Origin of the sequence: Niallia alba, assembly GCF_012933555.1 — a bacterium.
Lineage (GTDB): Bacteria > Bacillota > Bacilli > Bacillales > Cytobacillaceae > Niallia > Niallia alba.
This window is the reverse complement of sequence record NZ_JABBPK010000001.1, coordinates 4500220-4524775: the sequence shown is the minus strand read 5'-3', so window position 1 is coordinate 4524775 and position 24556 is coordinate 4500220. Positions and strand designations below refer to the sequence as shown.

Genomic DNA, 24556 nt, shown 5'->3' with positions numbered 1-24556 from the left:
GAAGGTTTAGTTTTTACATCTAATCCCTAAAAAAGTAACAAAATGTTAACAAATTCCTTCCTACAAGAAGTACTACAACTAACTAGTCTCCTTCATAATAGTTCTAAAGGAGGTGAAAATTTTGATAGGAAGAGGGGAAAAAGGTTGTATTGATTATCGGCTATTGAAAAAGAGAAGGTTAGAAAAGAATTTATCTCAATCTAGGCTTGCGAGTGAGACTGGCTTAAATCAAAATCATCTTGGCCAAATTGAAAGAGGACAAAAGGTACCAAAAGTGAAAACATTATACAAGATTTGTGAAGCGCTTGATTTACAATTGGATGCAGTCCTAATTAAAGAAAAATCGGAGGAACTGGAATAAAAGAGTGAGAAAGAAGGAGTGTATAGGATGAAGGAAGGAATCATTCTAAATAAATATATTGCAAGTGATACCACTATGATAATTATGCCGATTAAAGCGATAGAATATTATGCGGTTGTAAGAGAAATCGATCGGACTGTCTATGTTAAACAAACTCCTTTTGAAATAATAAAGGAAAATCTATTAATTGGAGGTTCTGATTATAATGGAAGAAGACGTTCCATTACATATAAACTAGGAATGCAGAAAAAACTGCCAATGCCAATTAACCCCGCTAGAAATATTTATGCATTTCCCACCCATGCTCCAAGTCAATTTCACTGCCAATGGATATTCACCGAGCATATTGATCATATACACCCAGTCAAACACAATAAGAAATATAAAAGCGCTATCCTCTTTAAAAATAGTGAAAAAGTATTTACAGAAGTATCGCCTTATATTCTAGAAACACAAATCATAAAATCATGGAAAGTAAGAAAGGCAATGGAGGGAAGCAGAGGGATGGTTCGAGGGCACTGAAAAACTGGCTAGTTAATGATGATGGACAATAGCCACTTTTTAAACATAAGATGATGGATTTGTTTTCCGAGGCGTCCGCTCGCTTTCCATGGGGCGAGCGCCAAGCCTCCTTGCGGGGTCTCGGACTTTCTCGCAGCTCCCATAGGAGTTGAGCGGACGCCTCTCCAAACCAACCTTATTTTCACTTTCAAATATGCTTGCTCTTCATTTCACACGAAAAAAAAAGACTTTTTCAGTGGGCCCGAGCGGTTCTTCTATAGACATTCTTTTTATTTATAGTTAAAAGAAAGCAAGAGAACCGTCCCTCTGTACATCTAGTATAAACTTCTAATGGCTTCTTTCATGTCTGTATACTGAAATATATATCCGTTTTCAAGAAGAACAGTAGGTGTAACATATTGACCTTCCGTAATTAATAGGCTCATTTCACCAAGTGCGATTTTCAATAATGGTTCTGGAATAGAAAACCAATTTGGGCGTCTTAAATGATTGCTGATACAGCGATCTAATTGACTCATTTTTATTGGTTGTGGAGAGGTGAAATTTACTGGCCCTTCTATTGTGGGATGATTGATGATAAAGAGAAGGGCCCCCACAACATCTTCTAGCTTTTATCAAGGTCCCTTTTGATACGTGCAATCATTAATAGCTCGGTTGCATCACGTTCACTTAAAATAGTAAAAATATCAATTAATTCTTTTGCTTCTTTAGATAAACTTAGAAGTTTATTGGTAGTTGAATCATAGGTTGTTTCCATTAGTTTATTGGTCCCAATTGCGGGCTTGTCATCTTTTATAAGGATGTTCCCGCTTCTCAGTGCCGAGTCCCCTATGTATTCTTCTCCACCAAGTATCCAATCAGATGATACTTCAAATTCCCTCGAAATTGCGTAGATTGCTTTTGCACCAGGTAATGATTTTTTTTTATCACTCTCCCAATCTCCAACATTTCCAGAAGAAACGCCAATTCTTTTTCCAAATGCTGCCTGCGATAATCCGTGTTTTTCCCTCAATAATTTAATGCGATCTCCTATGTTTTCAATATTTTTCAACTCTTTTCCCCCTTTACACGAAAAAACGTAACAATATACGAAAATTCGATTATTTTTAGTTGACTCACTCGAAAAAACGTGTATAATTTTAATTAATAAAGGATAGATGGTGCACCTAACAGTTAGGTCAAGCTACATAAAAAGTATTAAAAAGAGTAACAAAAAAAGTTCATAGTTGTTTCAAGCCAATGTCATTAGTTGGTTATTTGGGTGATCCCTTATACTTTCAAAATAAACAATACTCTATTACGTGGTGTTGCCGAGAAGCTTTTGTGCGCACTTCAAAGAAGGGGTAGCTTACCTCCCAAATCTAGTAGACTAGCAATCCCTAAAAATAAACTCTGGCTGCTAAACACAGTCTCATCCGAAAAGTTATTAACTTAATTTAATGAAGCGAAAGTTTTTTCAAAATACACAAGCATTGTTTTAAAACAAGGAGTGGATTTAATGCAAATTGGAATGATTGGTTTAGGAAAAATGGGATACAACCTTGCGTTAAACTTAGCAAACAATGGTCATTCTGTCTATGGTTTTGACCAATCTAATGAGGCAAGAATTAGTGCAAAAGAAAGCGGTATACATATTGTGGAAAGTATAGATCGAATGCTTACAAGCATGCCGTCTCCAAGAGTGGTATGGGTAATGGTACCGGCAGGGAAATCTAGCGAACTGGTGATAGACGAGCTGTTTCAAAAAATGAAAGCGGACGACATTGTGATTGATGGTGGAAATGCGAATTATAAGGACTCAGTCCGCCGAGCAGCTCAAGCGGATGAAAAGAAAATGCATTTCTTAGATGTTGGAACATCTGGGGGCATTTCAGGCGCTAATGAAGGAGCATGTTTAATGATTGGAGGCAAACGTGAAATTTTTGAACGTGTGGATCCAATATTTAAAAGTGTTTCGATTCAAGATGGTTACTTATATGCAGGAGAATCTGGTAGTGGCCATTTCTTAAAAATGGTTCATAACGGAATTGAATATGGATTTATGCAAGCGATTGGAGAGGGATTCCAAGTGCTAAAGCAAAGTCAATATCATTTTGATTTAGCTAAAGTAGCTACAGTCTGGAATAATGGTTCCGTAATTCGTAGCTGGCTTTTGGAATTAATGGAATCCGCATTCAAAAAAGATGCTAGACTCGAAAATATTCGTGGAATGGTGGCATCGTCGGGTGAGGCCAAATGGACGGTAGAAACAGCGTTAGATTTAGAAGTTCCTGTTCCCGTTATTGCTTTGTCGCTTATGATGAGAAACCGATCTTTGGAAGAAGATAGTTTTTCTGCGAAAGTGGTTGCTGCTCTCCGTAATGAATTTGGTGGGCACAGTGTGATAAGGAAGTAATTTATATTAAATATAATTATTTCATTTTTATTATTCGAAAGGAGGTTAGCTTTGTAGTAGTTTGTGCAATTATTAACATTTTTAAAAACATAAGGGAGTGATAAGACAAATGGCAACACTATCCGTTGGTCAAGCACTGATAATAGCCATTTGGGTTGCAATCGTTATGTCCCGCGGTATTGGGTATGCAACCTTAACATTGCGCTTTAGCCCGTTAATGACGGGGTTAGTTGTTGGAATTGTTACAGGACATATAACAGAAGCAATGATTATTACGGCTGCAATTCAATTGGTTTATATGGGAGCAGTAGCACCAGGAGGAGCATTACCGAGTGAACCTGCTATTGCCGCAGCCATTGCTGTAACAGTGGCAGTATTAGGTGATTTTACACCAGAAAAAGCAGTAGCTATCGCAGTTCCAGTTGGGATATTAGGCAGTTATGCTTATCAATTCCGCTTCTTTTTGAATACGTTTGCATTGCGTGTATTAGATAAGTATGCAGCAGATGTAAATGACAGAGGAATATTTACGTCCGTCATCATTATACCTATCGTCATAAGTTTCATTCTTTATGTCCCATTAGTGTTTGTTGCTCTTTATTATGGAGCTCCTGTTGTCGCTGATTTTGTAAATTCTATTAGTGACGGTCCAATTATCCACGTGCTTGAAGTAGTTGGTGGAGGTCTTGCAGCTCTTGGAATTGCCGTTATTATGCATGTAATCGGCAAGAAGGAATTGCTTTTATTCTTCTTCCTTGCATACTTCATGAGTGTTGCTTTAAAAGACTTACAAATTAACACTGTTACTTATGCTATTTTCGGTGCTATTCTTGCTGGTCTCTATGTATTATTCACGCGAAGAAAGGAATCAGCTTAAGAAATTTAAAAAGGTGGGTTAATAGATGAATACGGAAGAAAAGAAACAAAGTCCAGTGAGTTATCCAGATCCTATTACTAAAAAGGATTTGCTTAAGGCTTGGTCAAGATGGTGGTGGGCAAATGAAATCCCCCATACATTTGACAGAATGGTAGCTCCTTCCTTTTTATTCGGGATGACACCAATATTAAAAAAATTATATAAAGATAAAAAAGATCTAAGCGAGGCGTATCAAAGACACTTATTATTCTTTAACACGCAAGCAATTTGGGGTGGAGGTACGTTGACTGGGATTACAGCCTCTCTTGAGGAATCTCGTGCAAAAGCGCTTGCGGAAGGAAAAGAAGAAGAAGCGCCTAGCCCAGACATGATTAACAATACAAAAGTAGGATTGATGGGTGCTCTAGCTGGTATTGGAGATGCGATTGATTCAGGTACTGTTCAATATATCTTTATAGCAATCGCTTTGCCATGGGCAATGGCAGGTAGCCCACTTGGTGCATTGTTTCCGTTCCTTGGCTTCACGCTTGTAACATTTCTTTATGGCTACTATTTCGTCAGAATGGGCTACGGTTTAGGCCGAAATGCTGCAAAAGAGATTTTAGCCGGCAGCCGGATTAAAACCATGATTGACGCTTTATCTGTTCTTGGATTGTTTATGATGGGGATATTGGCAGGATCCTATGTAAAAGTAAGTAGCTCGTTATCTTTTACTCTATCGGAAAAGCAATTCGTCCTGCAGGACATACTAGACTCGATTTTACCTGGCTTATTGCCATTATTAACCGTATTAGGCGTTTACTTATATTTTGATAAGAAGGGCTTTAATATTACAAAAGGTTTATTATGGCTAACCGGTACATTAATTGTACTTGGGACAATCAAAGTCTTATAAGATTGCTATTTATAGGATGTTTAAGGGTTAATAAATTCTAAATGGAGTATAAAAACATAATTAACAATACAAAATGGGTAACTTAATAACTTTTATCCCACTCTTACCGGAAAGTAAGATGCCTCCTCAAGCTTATAAGAATACGAGGAAGATAGGTGGGGGATCAACTGTCTGTAAAGGTTCGATTGGTTAAACTAACCATCTGTGGGGGAGGAAGGAAAACCTCACTGATGGAAGTTTCCCTTTATAGCTTCATTAGGTTATCCAAAAAATAAAGGAGCAGGAGTATGGCAAATCGGGCAATTTTGGTTATTACACATGGTGAGTTCGGCATCGAGATCATTAAAAGTGCTGAAATGATTATGGGTCCACAGAATAATTTGCGTGCATTAGCACTTAGACCAGGTGAATCAGTGGATGCCCTGCGGGAAAAAGCAAATGAGATTGTGGAAGAGAACGAAAAAAACGGTTTAGAAACAATTTTATTAGTAGATTTATTGGGGGGCAGTCCTTCTAACGTATCATTGTCTTTATTATGCAAGTACGATTTACACATATTAACAGGGATCAATATGCCGATGTTAATTGAATTATTAACTTTCTACCAAACAGTAGAAGAAACAAAAAATTTAATAGAAACAGTTCAAGGAACAGGTGCTAGTGGGATCCATCATTTGAATCGGAGTTTCTTAAAGAAATAAATCTTTATCGTTGAAAGGGAGGCCAGTATGGGGAAAATCAATTTAGTAAGGGTAGATGATCGCTTAATTCATGGGCAAGTAATGACAAAATGGTCGAAAGGTTTGGGTACGAATGCCCTTTATGTTATTGATAATGAAACAGCATCTGATGAATTTATGAAAGATATTTATATAAATACAAACTCTTCTTCTGGATTAAAGATTCAGGTATACAGTAATCAAGAAGTAGTTGAAAAATGGAATAGCGATCAATTTGGAAACGATACTGTTGTCCTTCTATTTAAACATATTGCTAGTGTGAAAGAAGTCATTGAAAGTGGCCTGCCTGTTACTAGACTAAATGTAGGCGGAGTTTCAAAAAAAGGGAATGCTCAATTTGTTATCCCAACTGTTGCTCTAACTAATACTGATGCTGAAAATTTAAAAGCAATAGACGCAAAAGGAATCGAAGTGTTTTTCCAGACTGTTCCAGATAGTAAAAAAGTTTCGTTGATTGATGGATTAAAAACAATTAAAAAATAGTTCTCAGGATTAATATCATTCCATCTAAGTATGTTCAGTAGTAAACAATATAAGTGGAAAGGAACAAAAGCAATGGGAAATAAAATCGCAATTGTAAATTCAAGTAGCTTTGGAGAAAAATTCCCTGATCAAATAGAACGTCTTGAAAAAATTGGAGAGGTAAAAAGATTTACATTCCCTGTAAATACTTCTGGAAAAGTACTAGCAGAAAAATTGTATGGCTTTAATATTATCATATCTAGCGTCACTCCCTTTTTTACAAGGGAATTCTTTGACCAAAAAGACGAAACACTAATTATTTCACGTCACGGAATTGGTTATAACAACATTGATATCGAAGCTGCAACAGAAAAAGGAACGATTGTGACAATTGTATCGGCATTAGTAGAAAGAGATGCAGTAGCTGAAAATGCAGTGACTAATCTCTTAGCAGTAGTGAGAAAAACATATCCAGCAGCAACCGCGGCAAGAGAAGGGCGTTGGACCGATCGGGCTCAGTTTATTGGACACCAAATCAATGGTAAAACAGTTGGTGTGATTGGATTAGGCAATATAGGAAGTAGAGTGGGTGAGATTTTAAAGAATGGATTTAATGGTAGATTACTAGCATATGATCCCTATCAAACAAAAGAACAGTTGAGACAAAAAGGTGCAGAAAGTGTTACTTTAGAAGAATTATTAGTACAGTCCGATATTATTTCGTTAAATGCTTTTGTTAATGAGGGAAGCTATCATCTGCTGACTGACAGTGAATTTTCTTTAATGAAAGAAGGCGTATATATCACTAATACTGCACGAGGAGAATTATGGGAGCAAAATGCTGTATTGCGAGCATTGGAGAGTGGAAAAATTGCTGGGCTAGCAACAGATGTTTTAGAAGGAGAACCAGTTGATAAAACTCATCCATTTTTCCAATATGAAAATGTTCTTGTAACGCCACACACTTCTGCTTATACAATGGAATGCTTAAGAGGCATGGGAGAGAAAGTAGTTTCAGACATAGAAAGAAGTATTAAAAAAGAGAAACCTGACAATGTGGTAAATGTAGAGTTGTTTCTGGGATAAACTGTCTCGAGAGAGTGATGGTTGTAACAAGTGTTGTATCAATTGAAAGGAGAATCGGTTTGGGACTTCCATCTTTAGTTATTTTTGATATGGATGGCTTAATGTTTGATACGGAAAGGTTAGCCTATGAAGCTTGGCAAATTGCATCTGACCATTATGGCTTTCAATTTGAAAGAGTGCTATTTGAACAATTTATCGGCATTACGAATCAAGATATTGTCCGTAAAATGGCGGATTATTATGGGCCAAGTCATCCCGTTCAAGAGTGGCGAGCATATATGCGTTCTAAAAAGTATGAATTAGAGCACTCATTTATTAGAGGACCTCATTTTAAAAAAGAAGGGTTGGATAAATTACTCCAATTTTTAAAGTCTAAGGGCATAAAAGTAGCTGTTGCATCATCAAGCTCAACTGAAGTGATCAACAGATTTCTAACGGTATCTGATACTTTACCATTTATAGACTTATATGTTTCGGGAGAGGAAGTGCCAAAGGGGAAACCAAGTCCTGATATTTTCCTTGAAGTCTGTACTCGATCAAAAGTGAAGCCGAAAGATGCAATTGTACTGGAAGATTCTCCAGCAGGTATTCAAGCAGCCAATAACGCAAGCATACCAGCATTTTTTATACCGGATTTTGTGAAAGAATCAGAAGTAATCTGCAAGCTTTCACCAAAAAAATTTGTGAATTTAGCTGAAGTCGAACAGTATTTACGACTACTATAAGGCTCCACAATAAGCAAACGAAAGGAGGAGGGAGATAGATGCCCAAAGTATTAATTACTCCCCGATCATTTGGAAAGCACAGTGATGAGGCCAAGCGGATATTAACAGCTCATGGCTTTGAGGTGGTTACCAATCCATACGGAAGAATTCTGACAGAAGAAGAAATGAAAAAGGAAATTGTTGATGTAGACGCAGTCATTGTGGGTGTGGATCCATTGAATGCTGATGTATTAGCTTTCGCGAAAAACTTAAAAGTCATTTCAAAGTATGGCGTAGGTACAGATAATATCGACATAGAATATTGTAAAGCCAACAATATCCCAGTAACGATTACTCGTAATGCAAACTCAGACTCTGTCGCAGATTTTACTTTTACCCTTATGTTAGCGATTGCTAGGAGAATAGTAGAAATAGATAAATCATGCCGCGCAATGGATTGGGGCAAAAAAACAAGTATTGGGATATACGGAAAAACCCTTGGTGTTATAGGCACAGGTGCAATCGGAAAGGGTGTCATTAAAAGAGCATATGGCTTTGACATGACTGTTCTTGCCTATGATATGTACCAAGATGATCAATTAGCAAAAGAATATAATGTAAACTATGTTGAACTTGAACAGCTTATTAGAGAAAGCGACTTTATAACACTTCACTTACCAGCAACGCCAGAAACAACCAATATGTTTAGTGAGAAAGAATTCAGCACAATGAAGGATACAGCCGTGTTGGTCAACACAGCTCGCGGAGAACTTATTGATGAGGACGCCCTTTATGAAGTCCTAAAAAACAAGAAAATTTGGGGAGCAGGGCTTGATGTTTTCAAAAAAGAACCACCTGAAAAGAAAGAATTACTTGAGCTGGATAATATTATTGTAGGAGCACATGCCGCTGCTTCCAGTGTCGATGCAGTCAACAAAATGAGCTTAATGGCGGTGGAGAATATCCTTGCAAATTTCAAATAAAACGAAAAGGTGATCTTTTATGGATAAAATTGAAATTTTATCAAAAATGAGAGAGGAAAAGGTTGTAGCAGTTATTCGAGCACAAAATGAAGAACAAGGATTGCTCGTAAGTGAGGCAATACGTCAAGGTGGAATTAAGTTTTTAGAGCTTACCATGACGGTTCCGGGCGCGTTAGATGTTATAAAAAAGCTATCTGACAAATACGCAGGAGAGGAGGTAATAGTTGGTGCTGGTACGGTATTAGATCCTGAAACAGCACGCCTAGCTATCTTGGCAGGAGCAAAATTCATAGTAGGACCAAATCTCTCACCTGAAGTAATTACTATGTGTCATCGCTATCGTGTTGCCGTTATGCCAGGCGTTATGTCACCAACTGAAGCGTTAACTGCTATAGAACTTGGCGCAGACGTCATCAAAGTCTTCCCAGGTGGAGCCTTTGGACCAAGTGTTGTCAAAGATTTTAAAGGACCACTTCCACAAGGAAACTTCATGCCAAGTGGAGGCGTCACCGTAGAAAACGCGAGCGAATGGATCAAAAATGGCGCCTTCGCCATAGGAACAGGCTCAAGCTTAACTAAAGGAGCCACTACAGGAGATTACGAAGCAGTCACCCACGAAGCAGAAAAATTTGTTGCGATTGTGAAATAGGGAAACATAGGGACGGTTTTTACGAGGACAATACCCTCCATAAAAAACCGTCCTCTATCATTCTATCTATAAAACCTTTGGTATTTGTACCTCTACCGTTGTCCCCTTTCCTCGCTTGCTAGTATAGGATAAACCATATGCTTCTCCATAGGCCAACTTAATTCGATGATGAACATTCTGTACGCCATATCCTTTTGTTTTGGTAGTTAGAATGGTTTCTAGTATTTCTGGTTCCATACCAGGACCGTTATCCGAAATAGTAAATAGGAGATCGTTATCTGTCTGTTTTCCGATAATCGTTACTATTCCTCTCTCTCTATCTTCTTTATGGTCTATTCCGTGATTAATTGCATTTTCTACTAGTGGCTGAAGTAGTAAGTTAATCATTGTATATCCAAGTATTTGATCGTCCACATTGATAGAAAGATCAAAGGAATTGCTATGCATCATTTGCTGTATTTTCATATAGGAAATCGTATTTTCTAGTTCATCTTTAACGGTTATCATATTTTTCCCTTTATTTAAGGTAGTGCGATAAAACGTCGAAAGGAGTTGTGCCATCTCGCTAATGTCTTCTTGCTCCACAAGGATAGCCTTACTATTAATTAGAGAAAGGCTATTATAAAAAAAATGCGGGTTGATTTGTGCTTGTAGTGCTTTCATTTCATATTCTTGCTGGGCAATTTTGCTTTTATAAACTTCATCAATCATTTCTTGGAGATTGTGAACCATGTCTCCAAACTGTCCAATTACATCGCCAATTTCGTCTCGCGAGGAATGGGTTACAGTAACGGTTAAGTCTCCTTTTTCAATTTGCTTCATATTGGCTGCAAGTAACTCCAATGGCCGGACCACAACCTTTGAAAGAAAAAAAATAGAAAGATAGAGAGTAAAAATACATAGGACAATAACAATAATTACCCAAGTCATAATAGGTGAAGTAGATTGAGATACGATATCCAATGGTCGAAATAAATAAGCAGACCACTCGTTTGATTGGAAATTAGCACTTTTATACACATATTCGGTTTTAAGTGACCCATTATTGATTTTGTTTAACAACTCGCCTGCTGAGAGTGTATGAGATGTTCCTTTTTTATTAAAGTTTTGATGGATGTAAACAGGTTGCTTTTTCTCATCTAAAATAATGAGGCCATAGGAATTTTCAAATAGATTGGATAACGGATTAAAGAAAGATTGATAATGGATATCCATGTAGACAATATTTATATTGTTTCCGTTATAATCAAATATTTTGCTGACCATTTCAAAAGAGCTTTTATCAGAAGAAACGATTAAATGGGCGGAAGCATTGCTGATTACTTCCGGAAACCATTCTGATTTTCCTACATCTGTAAGAGGTCGAAGAAAGTTCCCATGTGGGAATAATGTATTGTTATTGCTATAAACTGTTATCCGATTGATATCGGTTTGTGAATTTTTTACATTGAAAATAAGTGGCTTAAGATGATCACGGTACATAGTATACATATCAAAGTTATTGTCATAATTAGCGGTTAATCCGCTTTTTATATTTTGATTCCAAACAATTTGATTCATTGCATCATTATAGGAATTGATTTTATAATCAAGACTTAGAATAGCCTGGTGTAAGGATTCTTCTAATACTTCCTTTTCTCGATTGATTAATAGTTTTTGAATTTGAAAATAGCAATAGCTTCCTAATGCAGTAACAGGCAATAAACTGGATAGAAGGCAGATCACTAATATTTTTCTGCGATATTTTAAATCTTTAAACCATTGGGATAGCTTATTCATCAGTTCGTCTTCTCTTTCGTCTTTCCATTTGATTGTCTGAATTTTTCAGGACTTAGACCAAAACTTTCACGGAAACTGCGGACAAAATAGGAAATATTTTGATATCCCACTTGCTTGCAAATATCATTGACTTTCATATTTGTATGAATTAGTAGATTCTTGGCCGAATCCATTCGAACCTGTTTTATATATTTATTTATCCCAGAACCAGTTTCTTGAATAAATACTTCACTTAAATAACGCGGTGATAGGTATACTTTATCAGCAAGAATATTTAGGCTTAAGTCTTCGACATAATGTTCATGGATATATTGCTTTACAATATGAATTACATGTTTAGGTGACTTTTCCTTTTTCTCTAGGAAGGATAAGACATTCCTTTTTACTTCTTCTATTATTTGTTCTATTTCTGAAAAATGAGTGCATGTATAAATAGCTGATATTTTTTTATTCAAAATCGTTTCTTTGTACTCAGGTAATGCATTACATAAAATCTGAAGCAATCGTGAAAAGAAAAAACGAACGTAAATATGCGATATTTGCTTTTGGCTATGATATTTTTGAAAAAGGGTATCTATGCTAAGTCGAAAGCTAAACGTATCTACATATTGAATAGCATTCTGTATCGATAGCAGAAAATTTTCATCCTGTTCTAGATATTCCTCTTGTTCTAACTTTCCACATTCAATCGGATAAAGATAGTTATCTTTATAGAAAAATCGATCTTCTAAATAATATTCGATTTGTTTAAATCGTTCTGGAATGTTTTCCGGTGCTTCCACTTCTTCACTAATAGAAAAATAACCATGTATCCCAAAAGTGGAGTGAATCTGCTGATAAATATTCTTGGCTATCAGTCTTATTTCTGTTTGCTCTATTGGCTTCTTTAATAGAAGTAATAATTGATAGGGATTTAGATGAAGATAGTCAAAAGACATTCCTTCCATACATTGCTTGATTTGTGCAAAAAGTAGGGAGGTCTCTTCTTTGAGCAATTTATCAAATAAAGGTACATCAAATTGCATCAGTATCATTCGTCTATATTCATGTAAATAATCTATATCTATGAAAGGGTATTCATTTTTTAGTACATCTATGGAGGTGCCATTCAATAACCGATATAAGAGATGATTTTTAAGGAAAGCAATATTCGATTTTTCTCGCTTCAGCTCCCGATTTTGTTGTTCCATGTTTTGGATAACAGAAGATATCGTTTGTTTTAATTCATTTGGATTAACTGGTTTTAATATATAGTCAACGGCTCGCAGCGACAAGGCATTTTTGACAAAATGGAAATCATCATGGCCGCTAAAAAAAATAAGTTGTATATTAGGATTTATAGACTTGGCCATTTTAGCTAAATCTATGCCATTGACAAAAGGCATTTTCACATCGGTAAATAAGATATCAATGGATTCTTTCTCTAATAAGTGGATAGCATCTTTTCCATTAGCTGCTTCTATAATATCGAGTTGAAATTGAAATTTATCAAGAAGAAAACGAATAACGCTACGTTCGTCCTTTTCATCATCTGCTATTAATATACGATACATAGTAATACCTCCTGACTAAAATTCTAGTTGATTATAACATATTGTCCTTTTTATTAATGATGAACAGAAAAACTTCCGGAAAAAAGTACATGAAAACGGTTTATTTAATATATTCATCTCTTTGTTAATCAAGTAAACTTTAACTATATTTTGGTAACATGTAAGATTTCTTAAAAAACTTATTTCATTTGCTATCACTTATATAAAAAAGGGAGGACATTTTATGAAATACAAAACATTTTGTAAGCGTGCGGCATTAGGATTAATGGCAACTTCATTAACACTATCACTAGCAGCATGTATGGATAATTCTTCATCCGGTGACAGTGTGACAGAAGATGGGAAAACCATCATTACGATGGGACGGGTAACCGCAGCAAATTCTAAATTGCCTGAAGGAGACACTTATGAAAACAATGCATATACAAGATTAGTAGAAGAGAAACTAGATGCTAAAATAGTGGATCAATTCGAAGCAGAAGGCGATGACTATAATCGTCAAGTTGCACTTGCGATCGCATCCGGTGAGTTGCCAGATATGATGCGTGTAGATAGTCGTGAAGAGCTGAAAGAGCTAGTGGAAAATGACCTAATTGCTGACTTGACGGAAGTGTATGATAAAAATGCAAGCGATTTCATTAAAGAGGTTTATGGCACGTATGATAACAGAACGCTAGAAGATGCTACATTTGACGGGAAATTGATGGCTATTCCAGGTACAATTGGAGATTCTGCGCCAAATATAGTGTGGATTAGGAAAGATTGGATGGATACATTAGGGATTAAATTGGATACAGATGGAGACAGACAAATTACTTTAGACGAGTTAGAGAGCACTGCAAAAGCGTTTGTTGATAAGGATCCAGGTTCCACGGGGAATCCAGTGGGTATTCCATTTGCTTCTTGGTTAAATGCAGGTGATTATGGTGGTAGCGGCATGAATATGACTAGCATTGCCGGAGTGTTTAATGCTCATCCTCGAATGTGGTTAGAAGATAGTAAAGGAAATATTGTCAATGGTTCTACAACCGAAGAAACGAAACAAGCATTAGGGGTAATGGCAGATTGGTTTAAAAAAGGTATCATAGATCCTCAGTTTGGAACAAGAACATGGGATGATATTATGGCACTTGTTACTAACGGTCAAACGGGGATAGTTACGGGACCATGGCATATACCGGATTGGGGATTATCAACAGTAAGAGGAATGGATAAGAATGCTGAGTTTGCTGCTTATGCAATAGAAGGAGAAAACGGTAAAGTAAATGTATTTCATAATAACCCAACAGGTCAATTTATTGTTGTCCGGAAAGATTATGAGCATCCAGAATTAGCAATAAAAATATTAAACTTATTCTATGATGAAATTTTAAACGCGGATGACTTACAGAAAGATTATCCAGAAATCTATAAATATGGCGAGTTGGCAGTGGATGGTTCTACAAGACCATTTAATATTGAAGTTTATAAATCCACAAATATTATAGACGAATATAAATATATTCAAGAAGCTGTGGAAGGGAAAATTTCCATGGATGATATTCCTACTGCTGGTTTAAAAATCGATGCGAAAAGTGTAATGGCATATCAAAATGATCCAGAAGGTGCAGGAACGTCTGAATGGGCAAAATATCATTCGAGAATGCTTGGTATGAGTATGATCGATAAATTTACAAACGAAGAGCAATTCAATTGGACTACCCCTGTATTTTTCGGTAATACTCCAACCATGGAGAAAAAGGGTGCCAATCTTTTAAAATTAGAAGAGGAAGATTTTATTAAAATTGTTACAGGTAATAAGCCACTAGATTATTTCGACACCTTTGTAGCTAATTGGAAGAAACAAGGAGGCGACGAAATAGCTGCTGAGATAAAAGAAGAGTTAGCCAATAAATAAGATAGATTCTAAGCTGTTCTAATCATGTAATTCTTCTATTAGGAAGGAAAGTCATCATTAGAACAGCTGAATTGTAAGGAGGGGTTAGAATGTTTCAGCAGCCGCATTTGAAAATAGAAAATGGTAAGGATCCATTAGCTAGCACAAAAAGGAAAAAAACAAAAAAAATAGTAACGAAAGAAGAAATGTTTTATCATTCGATGTTGCTTCCTGGAATGATTTTTTTGATTATCTTTACGTTTGTTCCAATGTTTGGGGTAATCATGGCATTTCAAGATTATGTACCTGCAAAAGGAATTAGGGCTTCAGAATTTGTAGGTTTCGAACATTTCAAGTATATGTTCTCTTTACCTGATATCGGTAAACTTTTCAGAAACACAATTGTTATCGCTATCGGAAAAATCGTTTTAGGATCTCTGTTGGCGATCGTTTTCGCTATCCTATTAAATGAAGTTAGATTGAAACTGCTTAAGAAATCCATTCAAACAATTGTTTACTTACCACACTTTCTTTCATGGGTAGTGCTAGCATCTGTGGTAGTTAATATGTTCAGCCTAGATGGAACAATCAATCAAATTCTTGCTTTTTTTGGCATAGACAAGCTGAATTTTCTTGGAAGTAATAAACTTTTTCAACCGTTGCTGATAGGGACAGACGTATGGAAAGAGTTTGGTTATAATTCAATTGTTTATTTGGCAGCATTAACAGCTATTGATCCTGGTCTTCATGAGGCAGCAAGCATAGATGGCGCAAATTGGTGGAAGCGAATCTGGAACATTACCCTTCCCGGTATGCTGCCGATTATCCTATTGTTGGCAGTATTAAGTTTGCCTAATGTTTTAAATGCTGGATTTGATCAAGTGTATAATCTTTATTCACCAATGGTATATGAATCAGGTGATATACTGGACACTTATGTCTACCGAGTAGGATTAATGGGTCGGGAGTATAGCTTTGGTACAGCAGTAGGTTTATTTAAATCAGTAATTGGAATAATCCTGATTATATCAGCAAATAATGCAGCAAAAAAATATACTGATCGCAAATTATTCTAGGAGGGAAGAACGCATGATAGAAAATAAGAGCTTTTCTGCACGATGTGGCAGATTAACTATTTATGCAATCGTCATTTTCCTTGCCCTTACTTGTTTGCTTCCACTGTGGAATATTGTAGCGATATCATTTAGCGGAGGCGATGCAGTAGCTAGTAATAAGGTTGGTCTAACACCAATTAATACGACCTTTGAGGCATATAAAATGATTATGGAAGATAGTCAGTTTTGGCGCTCCTTTGGTATTTCGATTCAAAGAGTAATATTGTCATTGGTTATTAACATGGTGTTAATTGTTACTATGGCCTATCCTCTTTCGAAAACCAAAAGAGAGTTTAGAGGCAGAGGAATCTATATGAATTTGCTTATCTTCGCGATGCTATTTAATGGCGGAATGATTCCAACCTATTTGGTTGTGAAAAACCTTGATATGTTGAATACGATTTGGGCACTAGTTCTTCCAGGAGCTGTTCAAGTTTTCAGCATTATCCTTGTAATGAATTTTTTTATCGGCGTTCCCAAATCACTAGAGGAAGCAGCAATTATGGATGGCGCGAACCCATTACAGGTACTGATTAAAGTATATATACCGATATCAATGCCTGCTTTGGCGACAGTTGCTTTATTTAGTATCGTCGGAAACTGGAATGACTTTTTTTCAGGATTGATCTATATGACAAAAGTAACTAATTATCCATTAATGACATATATCCAATCATTGACAATCAGTATTGAGGAAATGCTAAAAGCTGGAGCAACTTCAAGTGACCTAGCAAATGCAGGAGAAGTATCTAACAAGAATCTTAATGCAGCAAAAATTGTTGTTTCCTGTGTTCCATTGCTATTAATCTACCCAATGCTGCAAAAATACTTTATTACTGGTATTGTAGTAGGTTCGGTGAAAGAATAGCCAGATTGATTTGTTTAAAAGGAAAAAGAATGAGGTTATCCAGTGAAACTCATTCTTGTGGTTTTATTAGAAAGGATAACCTCTAAACTTAGGAAAGGAAGGAATTGCGGTGAATAATATTTTTGAATGGAATGGACCTTTCTACCGATTTCTAGCAAAAATAGTTGATTTATTACTATTAAATGCTCTATTTCTCATTTCTTGTTTGCCTATTGTTACAATAGGATCGGCACTAACAGCTATGTATTCGATAACAATAAAAATGGCTAGAAATGAGGATGTATCAATCATTAGGGGATATGTCGCTGCCCTTCAAAAAAACTTTAAACAGAGTACCATCATATGGTTGATTTTATTAGCAGTCGGCATTGTGTTGTATATGGATTACTATTACCTGAATCAATATACAGGAAATTTACTTTTCCTTGTTAAGGTAAGTCTTGGTCTATTTTCTTTTGCTTACTTCCTATTGTTTAACTTTATTTTTCCTTATGTTGCAAGATTTGAAAATTCAGTAAAGGATTCAATCATTAATACATGGAAGATAGCGCTAGTTCACCCCATTAAAACAATTTCTGTCCTTATGATTACTATAATTCCCATTATAACTTTGTGGATATCAGTCTATTCCTTTTTCTTTCTTTTATACTTTTGTCTATTTATTGGCTTTTCCTTCTTTGCTTATATAAATACTTTTATTATCCTCCATATTTATGAAGGATATGAGAAGTGAAGAGGGAACCGTCCCTCTGCCTCCGCGTCCCCTGTCGCTATCTGTCACATGCCGTCGCAATGTCAAATTTCCCCGAAATATTTCTTCTTTTATTAGTTGTATCTCTATTTCCACAGTGTTAACATTGTTTTTGTAAGCGTTTTCTTATATTGGTGCATGACCATTAAATTATCTACTTTTTAAGGAGGAATTCGATGAACCAACAGACTGTAGTTTTAAAAGAAAAGGTTGAAAAGTTCCTAAGTGGTAAGAAAAAGTTATTTATTAATGGTGAATTTGTAGAGAGTAAATCACAAAAAACGTTCGACAGTTATAATCCAGCGACAGATGAGGTTTTAGCAAGTGTATATGAAGCAGGTCCAGAAGATATTGATTTGGCAGTGAATGCTGCACGTAAGGCTTTCGATGTGGGACCATGGTCAAAAATGAGTGCTTCTGAGCGCAGTCGTCTTATGTACATACTGGCCGATTTGATGGAGGAAAACAGTGCAGAACTTGCCCAATTAGAAACGTTAGATAACGGAAAGCCGATTCGCGAGACTACGAACGCGGACATTCCATTAGCAATTGAACATATGCGCTATTATGCTGGTTGGTGTACAAAAATTACAGGACAAACGATTCCTGTTAGTGGACCATACTTTAACTATACGCGTCATGAAGCGGTAGGGGTAGTAGGACAAATCATTCCTTGGAATTTCCCACTTTTAATGGCAATGTGGAAGCTTGGAGCTGCTCTTGCAACTGGATGCACGGTTGTATTGAAGCCTGCTGAGCAAACGCCATTATCCGCGCTTTATTTAGCCGAATTAATTAAGGAAGCTGGTTTCCCAGATGGAGTTGTGAACATTGTTCCTGGCTTTGGAGAAACAGCTGGTCAACCATTAGTTGATCATCCTTTAGTAGATAAAATTGCCTTTACAGGATCCACAGAAGTTGGAAAAATGATCATGGCAAATGCCTCTAAAACATTGAAAAGAGTAACACTTGAGCTTGGCGGAAAATCACCAAATATTATCTTGCCAGATGCGGATTTAACAAAAGCTATTCCAGGTGCGTTTAACGGTGTTATGTTCAACCAAGGCCAGGTATGCTGTGCTGGTTCTCGGGTGTTTATTCAGAAGAAGCAATTTGATAATGTTGTTGCAGATATGGCTGCACAAGCGAAAAAGATGAAACAAGGTGCTGGAATCCATGCTGATACAGAAATTGGACCACTTGTTTCCGTTGAGCAGCAACAGCGAGTTCTTGGCTATATTGAGAGAGGGTTAAACGAAGGAGCACAACTTGTCGCGGGTGGTTTCAATCCACGTGAAGAAGGTTACTTCGTTTCTCCAACCGTTTTTGCAGATGTGCGGGATGAAATGACGATTGCCAAGGAGGAAATCTTTGGACCAGTTATTTCTGCTATGCCATATGACGATTTAGATGAGTTAATCAATCGTGCAAACAACAGTAATTACGGATTGGCAGCAGGCGTTTGGACACGAGATATCGCCAATGCCCACTATATCGCCAGCAAATTACGCGCCGGAACCGTTTGGGTCAACTGCTATAACACATTTGACGCAGCTTCCCCATTCGGCGGCTACAAGCAATCTGGCATTGGTCGCGAAATGGGCTCCTACGCATTAAATAACTACACCGAAGTAAAGAGCGTTTGGGTTTCCATGCAATAAGGAAAGCAAGGGGACGGTTCTTGTGTCTCCCTTATTGAATAAATGATATAGAATCAGAGGCTGACTCAGGAGGCGTTAACAAAACAACTTCTTGAAGTCAGCTTCCTTTTGTTAAAAGAAAATTATATATTTGAGGGAGTAGTAATAAGGTGTCGTGTATTGATTATGCGATATTTTTTTTGCAGTTTCGCATAATAGTGCATAAATTTTCATTAATGAATTAAGGGAGAAGGGAGAAAACATGAGATGAGAAACATTCTTTTAATAGCTGCGTTTGCTTTAACAGTTGTGGTAATTTATTTTATTGCCACACGTCCTAGTCCGACTAAGCCTGTCATTATTCCTACTACCTCCTTGGAAGAAAGTGTATGTGAAGAAGTATCGGCACAGTTTGGCGATTGCAAAAGAATTCTTTTGTTTGATGCTCAGTCCCATTTAGTATTTGCTGAAAGTAGTTCGGGCATCATTCCTGTACTTACTAATAATGAATTTACGGACTTTAAAAAATTTATTTATCCCATATTGGATTTTCAGGAGTTTAAAGAGGAGAAACAGGAGAGAGATTCCATTACCTGGCAAGCGGATAATAATGTTCAAAAGGATTTCTCCATTATATATGGGTTTGCCGAAGATAACGTTAAAACTATCGTAATTACTAGTGAAGGCAATAGACAACCCAATAAGTTCTTCCTTCGAGATAACCTATGGGTATGGTATGCTACCTTCCCAAAAGATAAAGTCAAATTGCCAGTTGAAATAGAGGTTTATGAATAAAAGGAAGCAGAGGGACGGATCTTCTGCTTCTCTTTATTTGCTAATTATATGGGAGGATCGATGCTTTGTTGTGTGTTTGATCACTTCCTTCAGGTTGTTGAAGATGGAGAAGTAAAAAACTATATCGAGTTTGCTATTACACTTTCTCAAAAACATCTTAAGCAAATGGAAAACATCTTCAATCGAGAAAATATTCCTATTCCTGTTGGATTTGGGGAGCAGGATGTTCGGAAGGATGGACCACGTTTATTTAGTGATATCTTTATGATTTTTTATATTACTCAAATGGCCGGAGCAGCTGTAATTACATATGGTCATGCTTATACCAATGCGACAAGACAGGACATAATGGACTATTTCAGAAACAATATAGACGATGCAGTTGAAACCTATGAAAAAGGTATACATTTATTGTTTTTAAAAGGAGTGGATATTAGCCATCCTACGATTCCGTATCCTAAGAAAGTGGACTTTGTGGGAAAAAAATCATTTATCTCTATCTTTACTGGAAGAGATAGACCGCTTACTGCTAATGAAATAAAACATTATCATTATAATATTATTACGAACATATTAGGAAAATCTTTGATGATAGGATTTAGTCAAGTCGCCTCTTCAGAAAAGTTAAGAGAATATTTTCAAGAAGGCGCAAAACTAGCTAGTAAACAAATTAAGATTTACACGAATCGCTTAATCAATCAAGATTTACCATCACCTAAATTAATGGATACTCACATAACTGATTCAACAGCATCTCCTTTTTCAGATAAGCTTTTGATGTATCATGTTTCGTTGGCAGGAAACATGGCTTTAGAAAATATTGGTACTGCCCTTTCGGAAATGTTAAGGCACGATTTAGTTGCAGAGTATATAGCGTTAATTCCTACTATTGGAAAATATAATAATGATGGATTAAATATAATGATTGAACAAGGATGGTTGGAAGAACCATATACAGCAGCGGACAGGAAAAAACTTTCTAAGCATTCATCTGGAAATCAGACATAAAAATCAATCATATTTTTTAAAAAAGGTGGCCTGGGAATGATGTGAATAAGAATTCGTTTGAAAAACTTCTATGGTCTATCGCTTTACCTGGATTTGGGCAGCTACTTAATAAGAAATATACAAAAGGAATTATTCTTATTGTTCTTGAGGTAGTAGTGAATGTACAATCAAACTTTAACATAGCGATTATTTCAAGTTTTCATGGAGATATTTCTGCATCTTTAGAGGAAGTTAATTTGAGGTGGCTAATGTTTTATCCATGTCTCTATTTTTTTGCTATGTGGGATGCAGTTAAAGATGCTGATGATCAAGGAAAAAATTCTTCCTTCTTATTCCTACCTTTTGTGTTTGCTGCCTATTTTGTAACGGTAGGATTAATCTATTCATCAGAAGTTAAGCTATTTGGGCATTTGATAGGTCCTATATTTTTACCAATACTTTTTGTTATACCAGGAGTAATCGTTGGGTTGGTAATAAGAAAATTAATCAAAGTATTTGTGAAAAAAAACACCATTTTGTAAAAAAGCAGATGGTGTTTTATTTTTCTTTTGAGGCTTTCATGTTGGTAGTCAATCATTAGTAAAAACGTTTCGACGAGATTTAGAAGAAGGATATGAACAGCATTTAGTGCTGAAAAAATATTTGAAAGGGCGTAGAGGGAGGGTTCTACGGCTTCCCTCTGTTTCCTTCCTTACATATACTTAGCTACCAATTCATAGCATCTGTCTTTTGTAACAGACGCTTGTGTTGCCACATATTCCAATCCTTCCATTGTGCCACCTTCATATTTGAGGGAAGCCTCTTTAGCTTTTTGATCTCTTTCCTTTATCCAATCCCGTTGTTCTTCTCGCAATTGCTCCATCTCTTCGGCAGAAAGCTGTTCATTTAGGATGCTATATATTTCATTTAATGCTTCGTCCCAACGATCCAATCTTTCTGCTTCCTCTTTTTCCAACTCTACTGTAGTACTAGCCTTTGAGGTGTCTGCAGGTACTTCTCTGTCTTTTTTATCCATTTCGTTTAGTTTAACTAAATACTCATCTTTCAAACTGTTAGAAGTATCTTCTTTGTCATTCGGTTCAGTAGCAGTATCCTCATTTGACGAGGAGTCGCTTTCTTCCGTTTGAGTAGAGTCATTATTAGAAGGCAGGTTATCTGAGGATGAAACAGTACCATCAGTTGTTTTTCCACAAGCAGCTAAAATAACTCCGACTAAAGCTAACATTGTGATGAAAAAATTTTATTACCTTTCATGTTTAATTGCACCTCCACTAGTTGAATAGGATCTTCTGTTTTATCCAATATTCTAATCGAATCAAAGGGAACCGTCCCCTAATTTCCTTGATTCCCTGTATCCATCATTCAAAAACATATCAGCGGCTTTCTCTGAATAGGCTGTAAGAGAATAGAAAACGGATGGTGGTAATGATGGATCTGCCGTTAATTTTGTCTGGGCCGATGGTGCGTAGGGTGGAGGTAACCTCCGCCTATCTTTGGATTGCTTTAAGTGAAAAATACCGATTGAACGCTAAGGTTTACTCCATTGAAATAAATCCAGAAACAGGGGAATATGATTATCAACCAATTAGTATCCAGTCGGATGCGCAAATCTTTCGCTTAGGAAAAAAAGTATATGTATATTTGATCAAAATCCAGCCTAACTCCAAAATCCTTCCTTCTCAAACTTTGTTAGGATACAATATTGAACTAAAAAAAGGGAAACGAAGCTATGATTTAAGTGACTTTGGCTTGCTGTCCCCAACACATCCCGCTTCTATTTGTTATGGAAATTTACAATACCCCACTTTTTTTATTCCAGCAAGGGATCAATCAAACATCTTATATGGTTCCTGTCGTAAACTACATGGAATTGGCAAGGATGCGTTAAGCTTAGGAGACGAAAAACTGCAGGAATACTATTTTCAGTTAGAAAAAAGACCAAATGCACTTTTTCTGACAGGTGACCAAATTTATGCAGATGATGTCCCAGCGCCAGTCGCTCCTTTCTTATCTGCATTAGGTAAGCAACTGATAGGTAAGGAGGAACCGTTAAAGGAATTATGCAAGGACTTTAATAGCAAATCCCTCCAAACAGCCTTCAGCCAGTTAAATGGAAGAAAAGAACTAATAAAGAAATACTGCCAGTTTACTTCAAGGAAGGCTGATAATCACCTTATGACACTGGGTGAGTATGCGGCAATGTATATCATGAACTGGAATCCTGAAATTTGGGAGCTGGCAAACAAGGCGGGGTATTTGAAAGATTTTGATGACTATTTAGTAGATGACGAGATTTATATAGATAGTGATAAAGAACAACCAAAAGAGTATGGAAGAAAAATCAATATAATAAGGAAAGAATTTAATCAGCAGCAAAAAGATATGGAAAGGTTCCAGCAATATCTGCCAAAGGTGCGCCGTTTATTGGCAAATATCCCGATTTATATGATATTTGATGACCATGATGTAACAGATGATTGGAATATAACAAAAGAGTGGCAGGAAAAAGTAGCGAGTTCGCCGCTTGGAAATCATGTCATTGCTAATGCTTTAACTGCTTATTGGGCTTTTCAAGGCTGGGGTAATAATCCGGAAGCTTTCCCTCTTTCTTTTTTCACAAAAATAGGAAACTATATAAAAAGGTTAAAAGTACACACATTAGCATATACAGAGTGGCTTCAGACGATATTAACCTTTCGTTCATGGAGTTATGTAGCACCAACAAATCCGAGAAGCCTCATATTAGACACTCGAACACAACGAGCTTATCCAGCAGAACGGACCTATGTTATTGGAAATGTCCTAAAGCAGCGGACAAACGGACCGAATTTAATCCGGAAAAAGGAATGGAATCATTTATCAGAACTATTATTTTCAAGTGGATGGCAAACGCAAACGCCATTAGTCATCATCTCTGCGACTCCCTTATACGGGGTTCATTTGATTGAGTCCTTTCTAAAAAATTTCATTCTGCCTCTTACGAATATCCTTCCTTCTCTGCAAAAAAGTTTAGATTTGGAATGGTGGAAATTTAACGGAAGAGGTTTTTCCTTTTTCCATCAACAAATAGCTGAATGGAATCCAAGCAATTGCATAATTCTTTCTGGAGATGCCCATATGGCTTCTTCGATTGCGGTAGAGGTATATTTTCAGCAGCAAAAAAAACGAAGTCTTCATCAATTTACAAGCAGTCCCATAAAAAATCAGTCTTTTGATGGATTATCTGGAATGGCATTAAAAAGCATTCTTCACTTTAGAAAGAGTAGTACAAAGCAACAGAAAATGTCGCGATATTGCGGGAATGATTATGTAATTCATGAAAAAGAGGCTTCTGCATCCTTTCTATGGAAGGAAATAATCTCCCATCAAGTTTTAGCAAATGGATCGATGATTGATACAAAGAATAATTTAGGGTGGCTAGCTTTTAATAAGGATAGTTTTAGACATAGTTTTCTAAAAAAGTAATCATTTTTTAAAATAAGAGAGGACTTCTTTTG

At 36.5% G+C, this 24556-nt stretch carries 25 protein-coding genes; 20 read left to right on the top strand and 5 right to left on the bottom strand.

All coding sequences use genetic code 11. The annotated features are described in order from the left end of the window. The first annotated feature begins 121 nt into the window (after window positions 1-121). Together HHU08_RS21460 and HHU08_RS21455 are read left to right on the top strand one after the other, a co-directional pair. Entirely contained in the window at window positions 122-361 is a 240-nt protein-coding gene (locus HHU08_RS21460) for a helix-turn-helix domain-containing protein (RefSeq protein WP_016205095.1), read from the top strand. Between the two features lie 27 nt (window positions 362-388). Further along, a complete protein-coding gene (locus tag HHU08_RS21455) occupies window positions 389-883 on the top strand; it encodes a competence protein ComK (RefSeq protein WP_101729515.1) in 495 nt (164 codons plus the stop codon). A gap of 314 nt (window positions 884-1197) precedes the next feature. Here the strand turns inward: HHU08_RS21455 and HHU08_RS25595 are convergent, their stop codons facing one another. Beyond that, window positions 1198-1479: a DUF1731 domain-containing protein gene (locus tag HHU08_RS25595; RefSeq protein WP_205835673.1), complete on the bottom strand. Its 282-nt coding sequence runs from the start codon at window positions 1477-1479 to the stop codon at window positions 1198-1200. Window positions 1480-1487: 8 nt separating this feature from the next. Continuing rightward, window positions 1488-1934, bottom strand: a complete 447-nt coding sequence (locus HHU08_RS21445) for a helix-turn-helix domain-containing protein (protein WP_169189288.1) — start codon at window positions 1932-1934, stop codon at window positions 1488-1490. A 447-nt stretch (window positions 1935-2381) separates the two neighbouring features. Between HHU08_RS21445 and gnd the strand changes: the two genes are divergently transcribed. The 9 genes from gnd (at window position 2382) to HHU08_RS21400 (ending at window position 9674) form a co-directional block, all read left to right on the top strand. After that, window positions 2382-3278, top strand: coding sequence for a phosphogluconate dehydrogenase (NAD(+)-dependent, decarboxylating) (gene gnd, locus HHU08_RS21440; RefSeq protein ID WP_169189287.1), 897 nt, complete (start codon window positions 2382-2384; stop codon window positions 3276-3278). A 109-nt stretch (window positions 3279-3387) separates the two neighbouring features. Then, entirely contained in the window at window positions 3388-4155 is a 768-nt protein-coding gene (locus tag HHU08_RS21435) for a PTS sugar transporter subunit IIC (protein WP_169189286.1), read from the top strand. Window positions 4156-4180: 25 nt separating this feature from the next. Beyond that, window positions 4181-5050: a PTS system mannose/fructose/sorbose family transporter subunit IID gene (locus HHU08_RS21430; protein ID WP_169189285.1), complete on the top strand. Its 870-nt coding sequence runs from the start codon at window positions 4181-4183 to the stop codon at window positions 5048-5050. A 287-nt stretch (window positions 5051-5337) separates the two neighbouring features. Next, window positions 5338-5751, top strand: coding sequence for a PTS sugar transporter subunit IIA (locus tag HHU08_RS21425; protein ID WP_169189284.1), 414 nt, complete (start codon window positions 5338-5340; stop codon window positions 5749-5751). A 27-nt stretch (window positions 5752-5778) separates the two neighbouring features. Then, complete coding sequence (locus HHU08_RS21420) at window positions 5779-6273, top strand: PTS system mannose/fructose/N-acetylgalactosamine-transporter subunit IIB (protein ID WP_169189283.1); 495 nt, start codon at window positions 5779-5781, stop codon at window positions 6271-6273. A 72-nt stretch (window positions 6274-6345) separates the two neighbouring features. Further along, the gene (locus HHU08_RS21415) at window positions 6346-7338 is read left to right on the top strand and encodes a D-isomer specific 2-hydroxyacid dehydrogenase family protein (protein ID WP_169189735.1); all 993 of its coding nucleotides are present in this window, start codon (window positions 6346-6348) and stop codon (window positions 7336-7338) included. Between the two features lie 59 nt (window positions 7339-7397). After that, window positions 7398-8063: an HAD family hydrolase gene (locus HHU08_RS21410; RefSeq protein WP_205835672.1), complete on the top strand. Its 666-nt coding sequence runs from the start codon at window positions 7398-7400 to the stop codon at window positions 8061-8063. A gap of 38 nt (window positions 8064-8101) precedes the next feature. Next, on the top strand, window positions 8102-9025 hold the full coding sequence (locus HHU08_RS21405) for a phosphoglycerate dehydrogenase (RefSeq protein WP_169189281.1): 924 nt from the start codon (window positions 8102-8104) through the stop codon (window positions 9023-9025). A 19-nt stretch (window positions 9026-9044) separates the two neighbouring features. Next, entirely contained in the window at window positions 9045-9674 is a 630-nt protein-coding gene (locus HHU08_RS21400) for a bifunctional 2-keto-4-hydroxyglutarate aldolase/2-keto-3-deoxy-6-phosphogluconate aldolase (protein WP_169189280.1), read from the top strand. A 66-nt stretch (window positions 9675-9740) separates the two neighbouring features. Here the strand turns inward: HHU08_RS21400 and HHU08_RS21395 are convergent, their stop codons facing one another. Beyond that, window positions 9741-11453 carry a sensor histidine kinase gene (locus HHU08_RS21395; protein WP_169189279.1) on the bottom strand — a complete coding sequence of 571 codons (1713 nt, stop codon included), beginning with the start codon at window positions 11451-11453 and terminating at the stop codon, window positions 9741-9743. Then, on the bottom strand, window positions 11453-13006 hold the full coding sequence (locus HHU08_RS21390; protein ID WP_101729511.1) for a response regulator transcription factor: 1554 nt from the start codon (window positions 13004-13006) through the stop codon (window positions 11453-11455). The genes HHU08_RS21395 and HHU08_RS21390 overlap by 1 nt, the downstream gene beginning before the upstream one ends. A gap of 223 nt (window positions 13007-13229) precedes the next feature. On the opposite strand from HHU08_RS21390, the gene HHU08_RS21385 reads away from it, so the two are divergent. From HHU08_RS21385 to HHU08_RS21350, 8 genes are all read left to right on the top strand, one after another. After that, entirely contained in the window at window positions 13230-14903 is a 1674-nt protein-coding gene (locus HHU08_RS21385) for a type 2 periplasmic-binding domain-containing protein (RefSeq protein WP_169189278.1), read from the top strand. A gap of 185 nt (window positions 14904-15088) precedes the next feature. Next, entirely contained in the window at window positions 15089-15958 is an 870-nt protein-coding gene (locus tag HHU08_RS21380; RefSeq protein WP_051994053.1) for an ABC transporter permease, read from the top strand. A gap of 13 nt (window positions 15959-15971) precedes the next feature. Beyond that, window positions 15972-16865 (top strand): carbohydrate ABC transporter permease, encoded by an 894-nt coding sequence (locus HHU08_RS21375; RefSeq protein ID WP_101729509.1) that lies wholly within the window; start codon window positions 15972-15974, stop codon window positions 16863-16865. A 109-nt stretch (window positions 16866-16974) separates the two neighbouring features. Further along, on the top strand, window positions 16975-17598 hold the full coding sequence (locus HHU08_RS21370; protein WP_169189277.1) for a YesL family protein: 624 nt from the start codon (window positions 16975-16977) through the stop codon (window positions 17596-17598). Window positions 17599-17792: 194 nt separating this feature from the next. Beyond that, window positions 17793-19277, top strand: coding sequence for an aldehyde dehydrogenase family protein (locus HHU08_RS21365; protein WP_016205103.1), 1485 nt, complete (start codon window positions 17793-17795; stop codon window positions 19275-19277). A gap of 246 nt (window positions 19278-19523) precedes the next feature. Next, complete coding sequence (locus tag HHU08_RS21360; RefSeq protein ID WP_016205104.1) at window positions 19524-20051, top strand: hypothetical protein; 528 nt, start codon at window positions 19524-19526, stop codon at window positions 20049-20051. An 18-nt stretch (window positions 20052-20069) separates the two neighbouring features. After that, entirely contained in the window at window positions 20070-21059 is a 990-nt protein-coding gene (locus HHU08_RS21355; RefSeq protein ID WP_328823079.1) for a DUF3231 family protein, read from the top strand. Window positions 21060-21100: 41 nt separating this feature from the next. Beyond that, window positions 21101-21580 (top strand): hypothetical protein, encoded by a 480-nt coding sequence (locus HHU08_RS21350; protein WP_169189276.1) that lies wholly within the window; start codon window positions 21101-21103, stop codon window positions 21578-21580. Between the two features lie 170 nt (window positions 21581-21750). On the opposite strand, the gene HHU08_RS21345 is transcribed toward HHU08_RS21350, so the two are convergent. Beyond that, the gene (locus HHU08_RS21345; protein ID WP_169189275.1) at window positions 21751-22284 is read right to left on the bottom strand and encodes a lysozyme inhibitor LprI family protein; all 534 of its coding nucleotides are present in this window, start codon (window positions 22282-22284) and stop codon (window positions 21751-21753) included. Window positions 22285-22475: 191 nt separating this feature from the next. Here HHU08_RS21345 and HHU08_RS21340 point away from each other — a divergent pair, with 191 nt between their 5' ends. After that, on the top strand, window positions 22476-24524 hold the full coding sequence (locus HHU08_RS21340) for a metallophosphoesterase family protein (RefSeq protein ID WP_169189274.1): 2049 nt from the start codon (window positions 22476-22478) through the stop codon (window positions 24522-24524). Window positions 24525-24556 lie beyond the last annotated feature (32 nt).

Excerpts from the sequence above, each read along its gene's own strand:
- HHU08_RS21455 (WP_101729515.1), top strand. The coding sequence starts at position 389 with ATGAAGGAAGGAATCATTCTAAATAAATATATTGCAAGTGATACCACT.
- gnd (WP_169189287.1), top strand. The coding sequence starts at position 2,382 with ATGCAAATTGGAATGATTGGTTTAGGAAAAATGGGATACAACCTTGCG.
- HHU08_RS21435 (WP_169189286.1), top strand. The coding sequence starts at position 3,388 with ATGGCAACACTATCCGTTGGTCAAGCACTGATAATAGCCATTTGGGTT.
- HHU08_RS21430 (WP_169189285.1), top strand. The coding sequence starts at position 4,181 with ATGAATACGGAAGAAAAGAAACAAAGTCCAGTGAGTTATCCAGATCCT.
- HHU08_RS21425 (WP_169189284.1), top strand. The coding sequence starts at position 5,338 with ATGGCAAATCGGGCAATTTTGGTTATTACACATGGTGAGTTCGGCATC.
- HHU08_RS21420 (WP_169189283.1), top strand. The coding sequence starts at position 5,779 with ATGGGGAAAATCAATTTAGTAAGGGTAGATGATCGCTTAATTCATGGG.
- HHU08_RS21415 (WP_169189735.1), top strand. The coding sequence starts at position 6,346 with ATGGGAAATAAAATCGCAATTGTAAATTCAAGTAGCTTTGGAGAAAAA.
- HHU08_RS21405 (WP_169189281.1), top strand. The coding sequence starts at position 8,102 with ATGCCCAAAGTATTAATTACTCCCCGATCATTTGGAAAGCACAGTGAT.
- HHU08_RS21400 (WP_169189280.1), top strand. The coding sequence starts at position 9,045 with ATGGATAAAATTGAAATTTTATCAAAAATGAGAGAGGAAAAGGTTGTA.
- HHU08_RS21395 (WP_169189279.1), bottom strand. The coding sequence starts at position 11,453 with ATGAATAAGCTATCCCAATGGTTTAAAGATTTAAAATATCGCAGAAAA.
- HHU08_RS21390 (WP_101729511.1), bottom strand. The coding sequence starts at position 13,006 with ATGTATCGTATATTAATAGCAGATGATGAAAAGGACGAACGTAGCGTT.
- HHU08_RS21385 (WP_169189278.1), top strand. The coding sequence starts at position 13,230 with ATGAAATACAAAACATTTTGTAAGCGTGCGGCATTAGGATTAATGGCA.
- HHU08_RS21380 (WP_051994053.1), top strand. The coding sequence starts at position 15,089 with ATGTTTTATCATTCGATGTTGCTTCCTGGAATGATTTTTTTGATTATC.
- HHU08_RS21375 (WP_101729509.1), top strand. The coding sequence starts at position 15,972 with ATGATAGAAAATAAGAGCTTTTCTGCACGATGTGGCAGATTAACTATT.
- HHU08_RS21365 (WP_016205103.1), top strand. The coding sequence starts at position 17,793 with ATGAACCAACAGACTGTAGTTTTAAAAGAAAAGGTTGAAAAGTTCCTA.
- HHU08_RS21360 (WP_016205104.1), top strand. The coding sequence starts at position 19,524 with ATGAGAAACATTCTTTTAATAGCTGCGTTTGCTTTAACAGTTGTGGTA.
- HHU08_RS21345 (WP_169189275.1), bottom strand. The coding sequence starts at position 22,284 with ATGTTAGCTTTAGTCGGAGTTATTTTAGCTGCTTGTGGAAAAACAACT.
- HHU08_RS21340 (WP_169189274.1), top strand. The coding sequence starts at position 22,476 with ATGGTGGTAATGATGGATCTGCCGTTAATTTTGTCTGGGCCGATGGTG.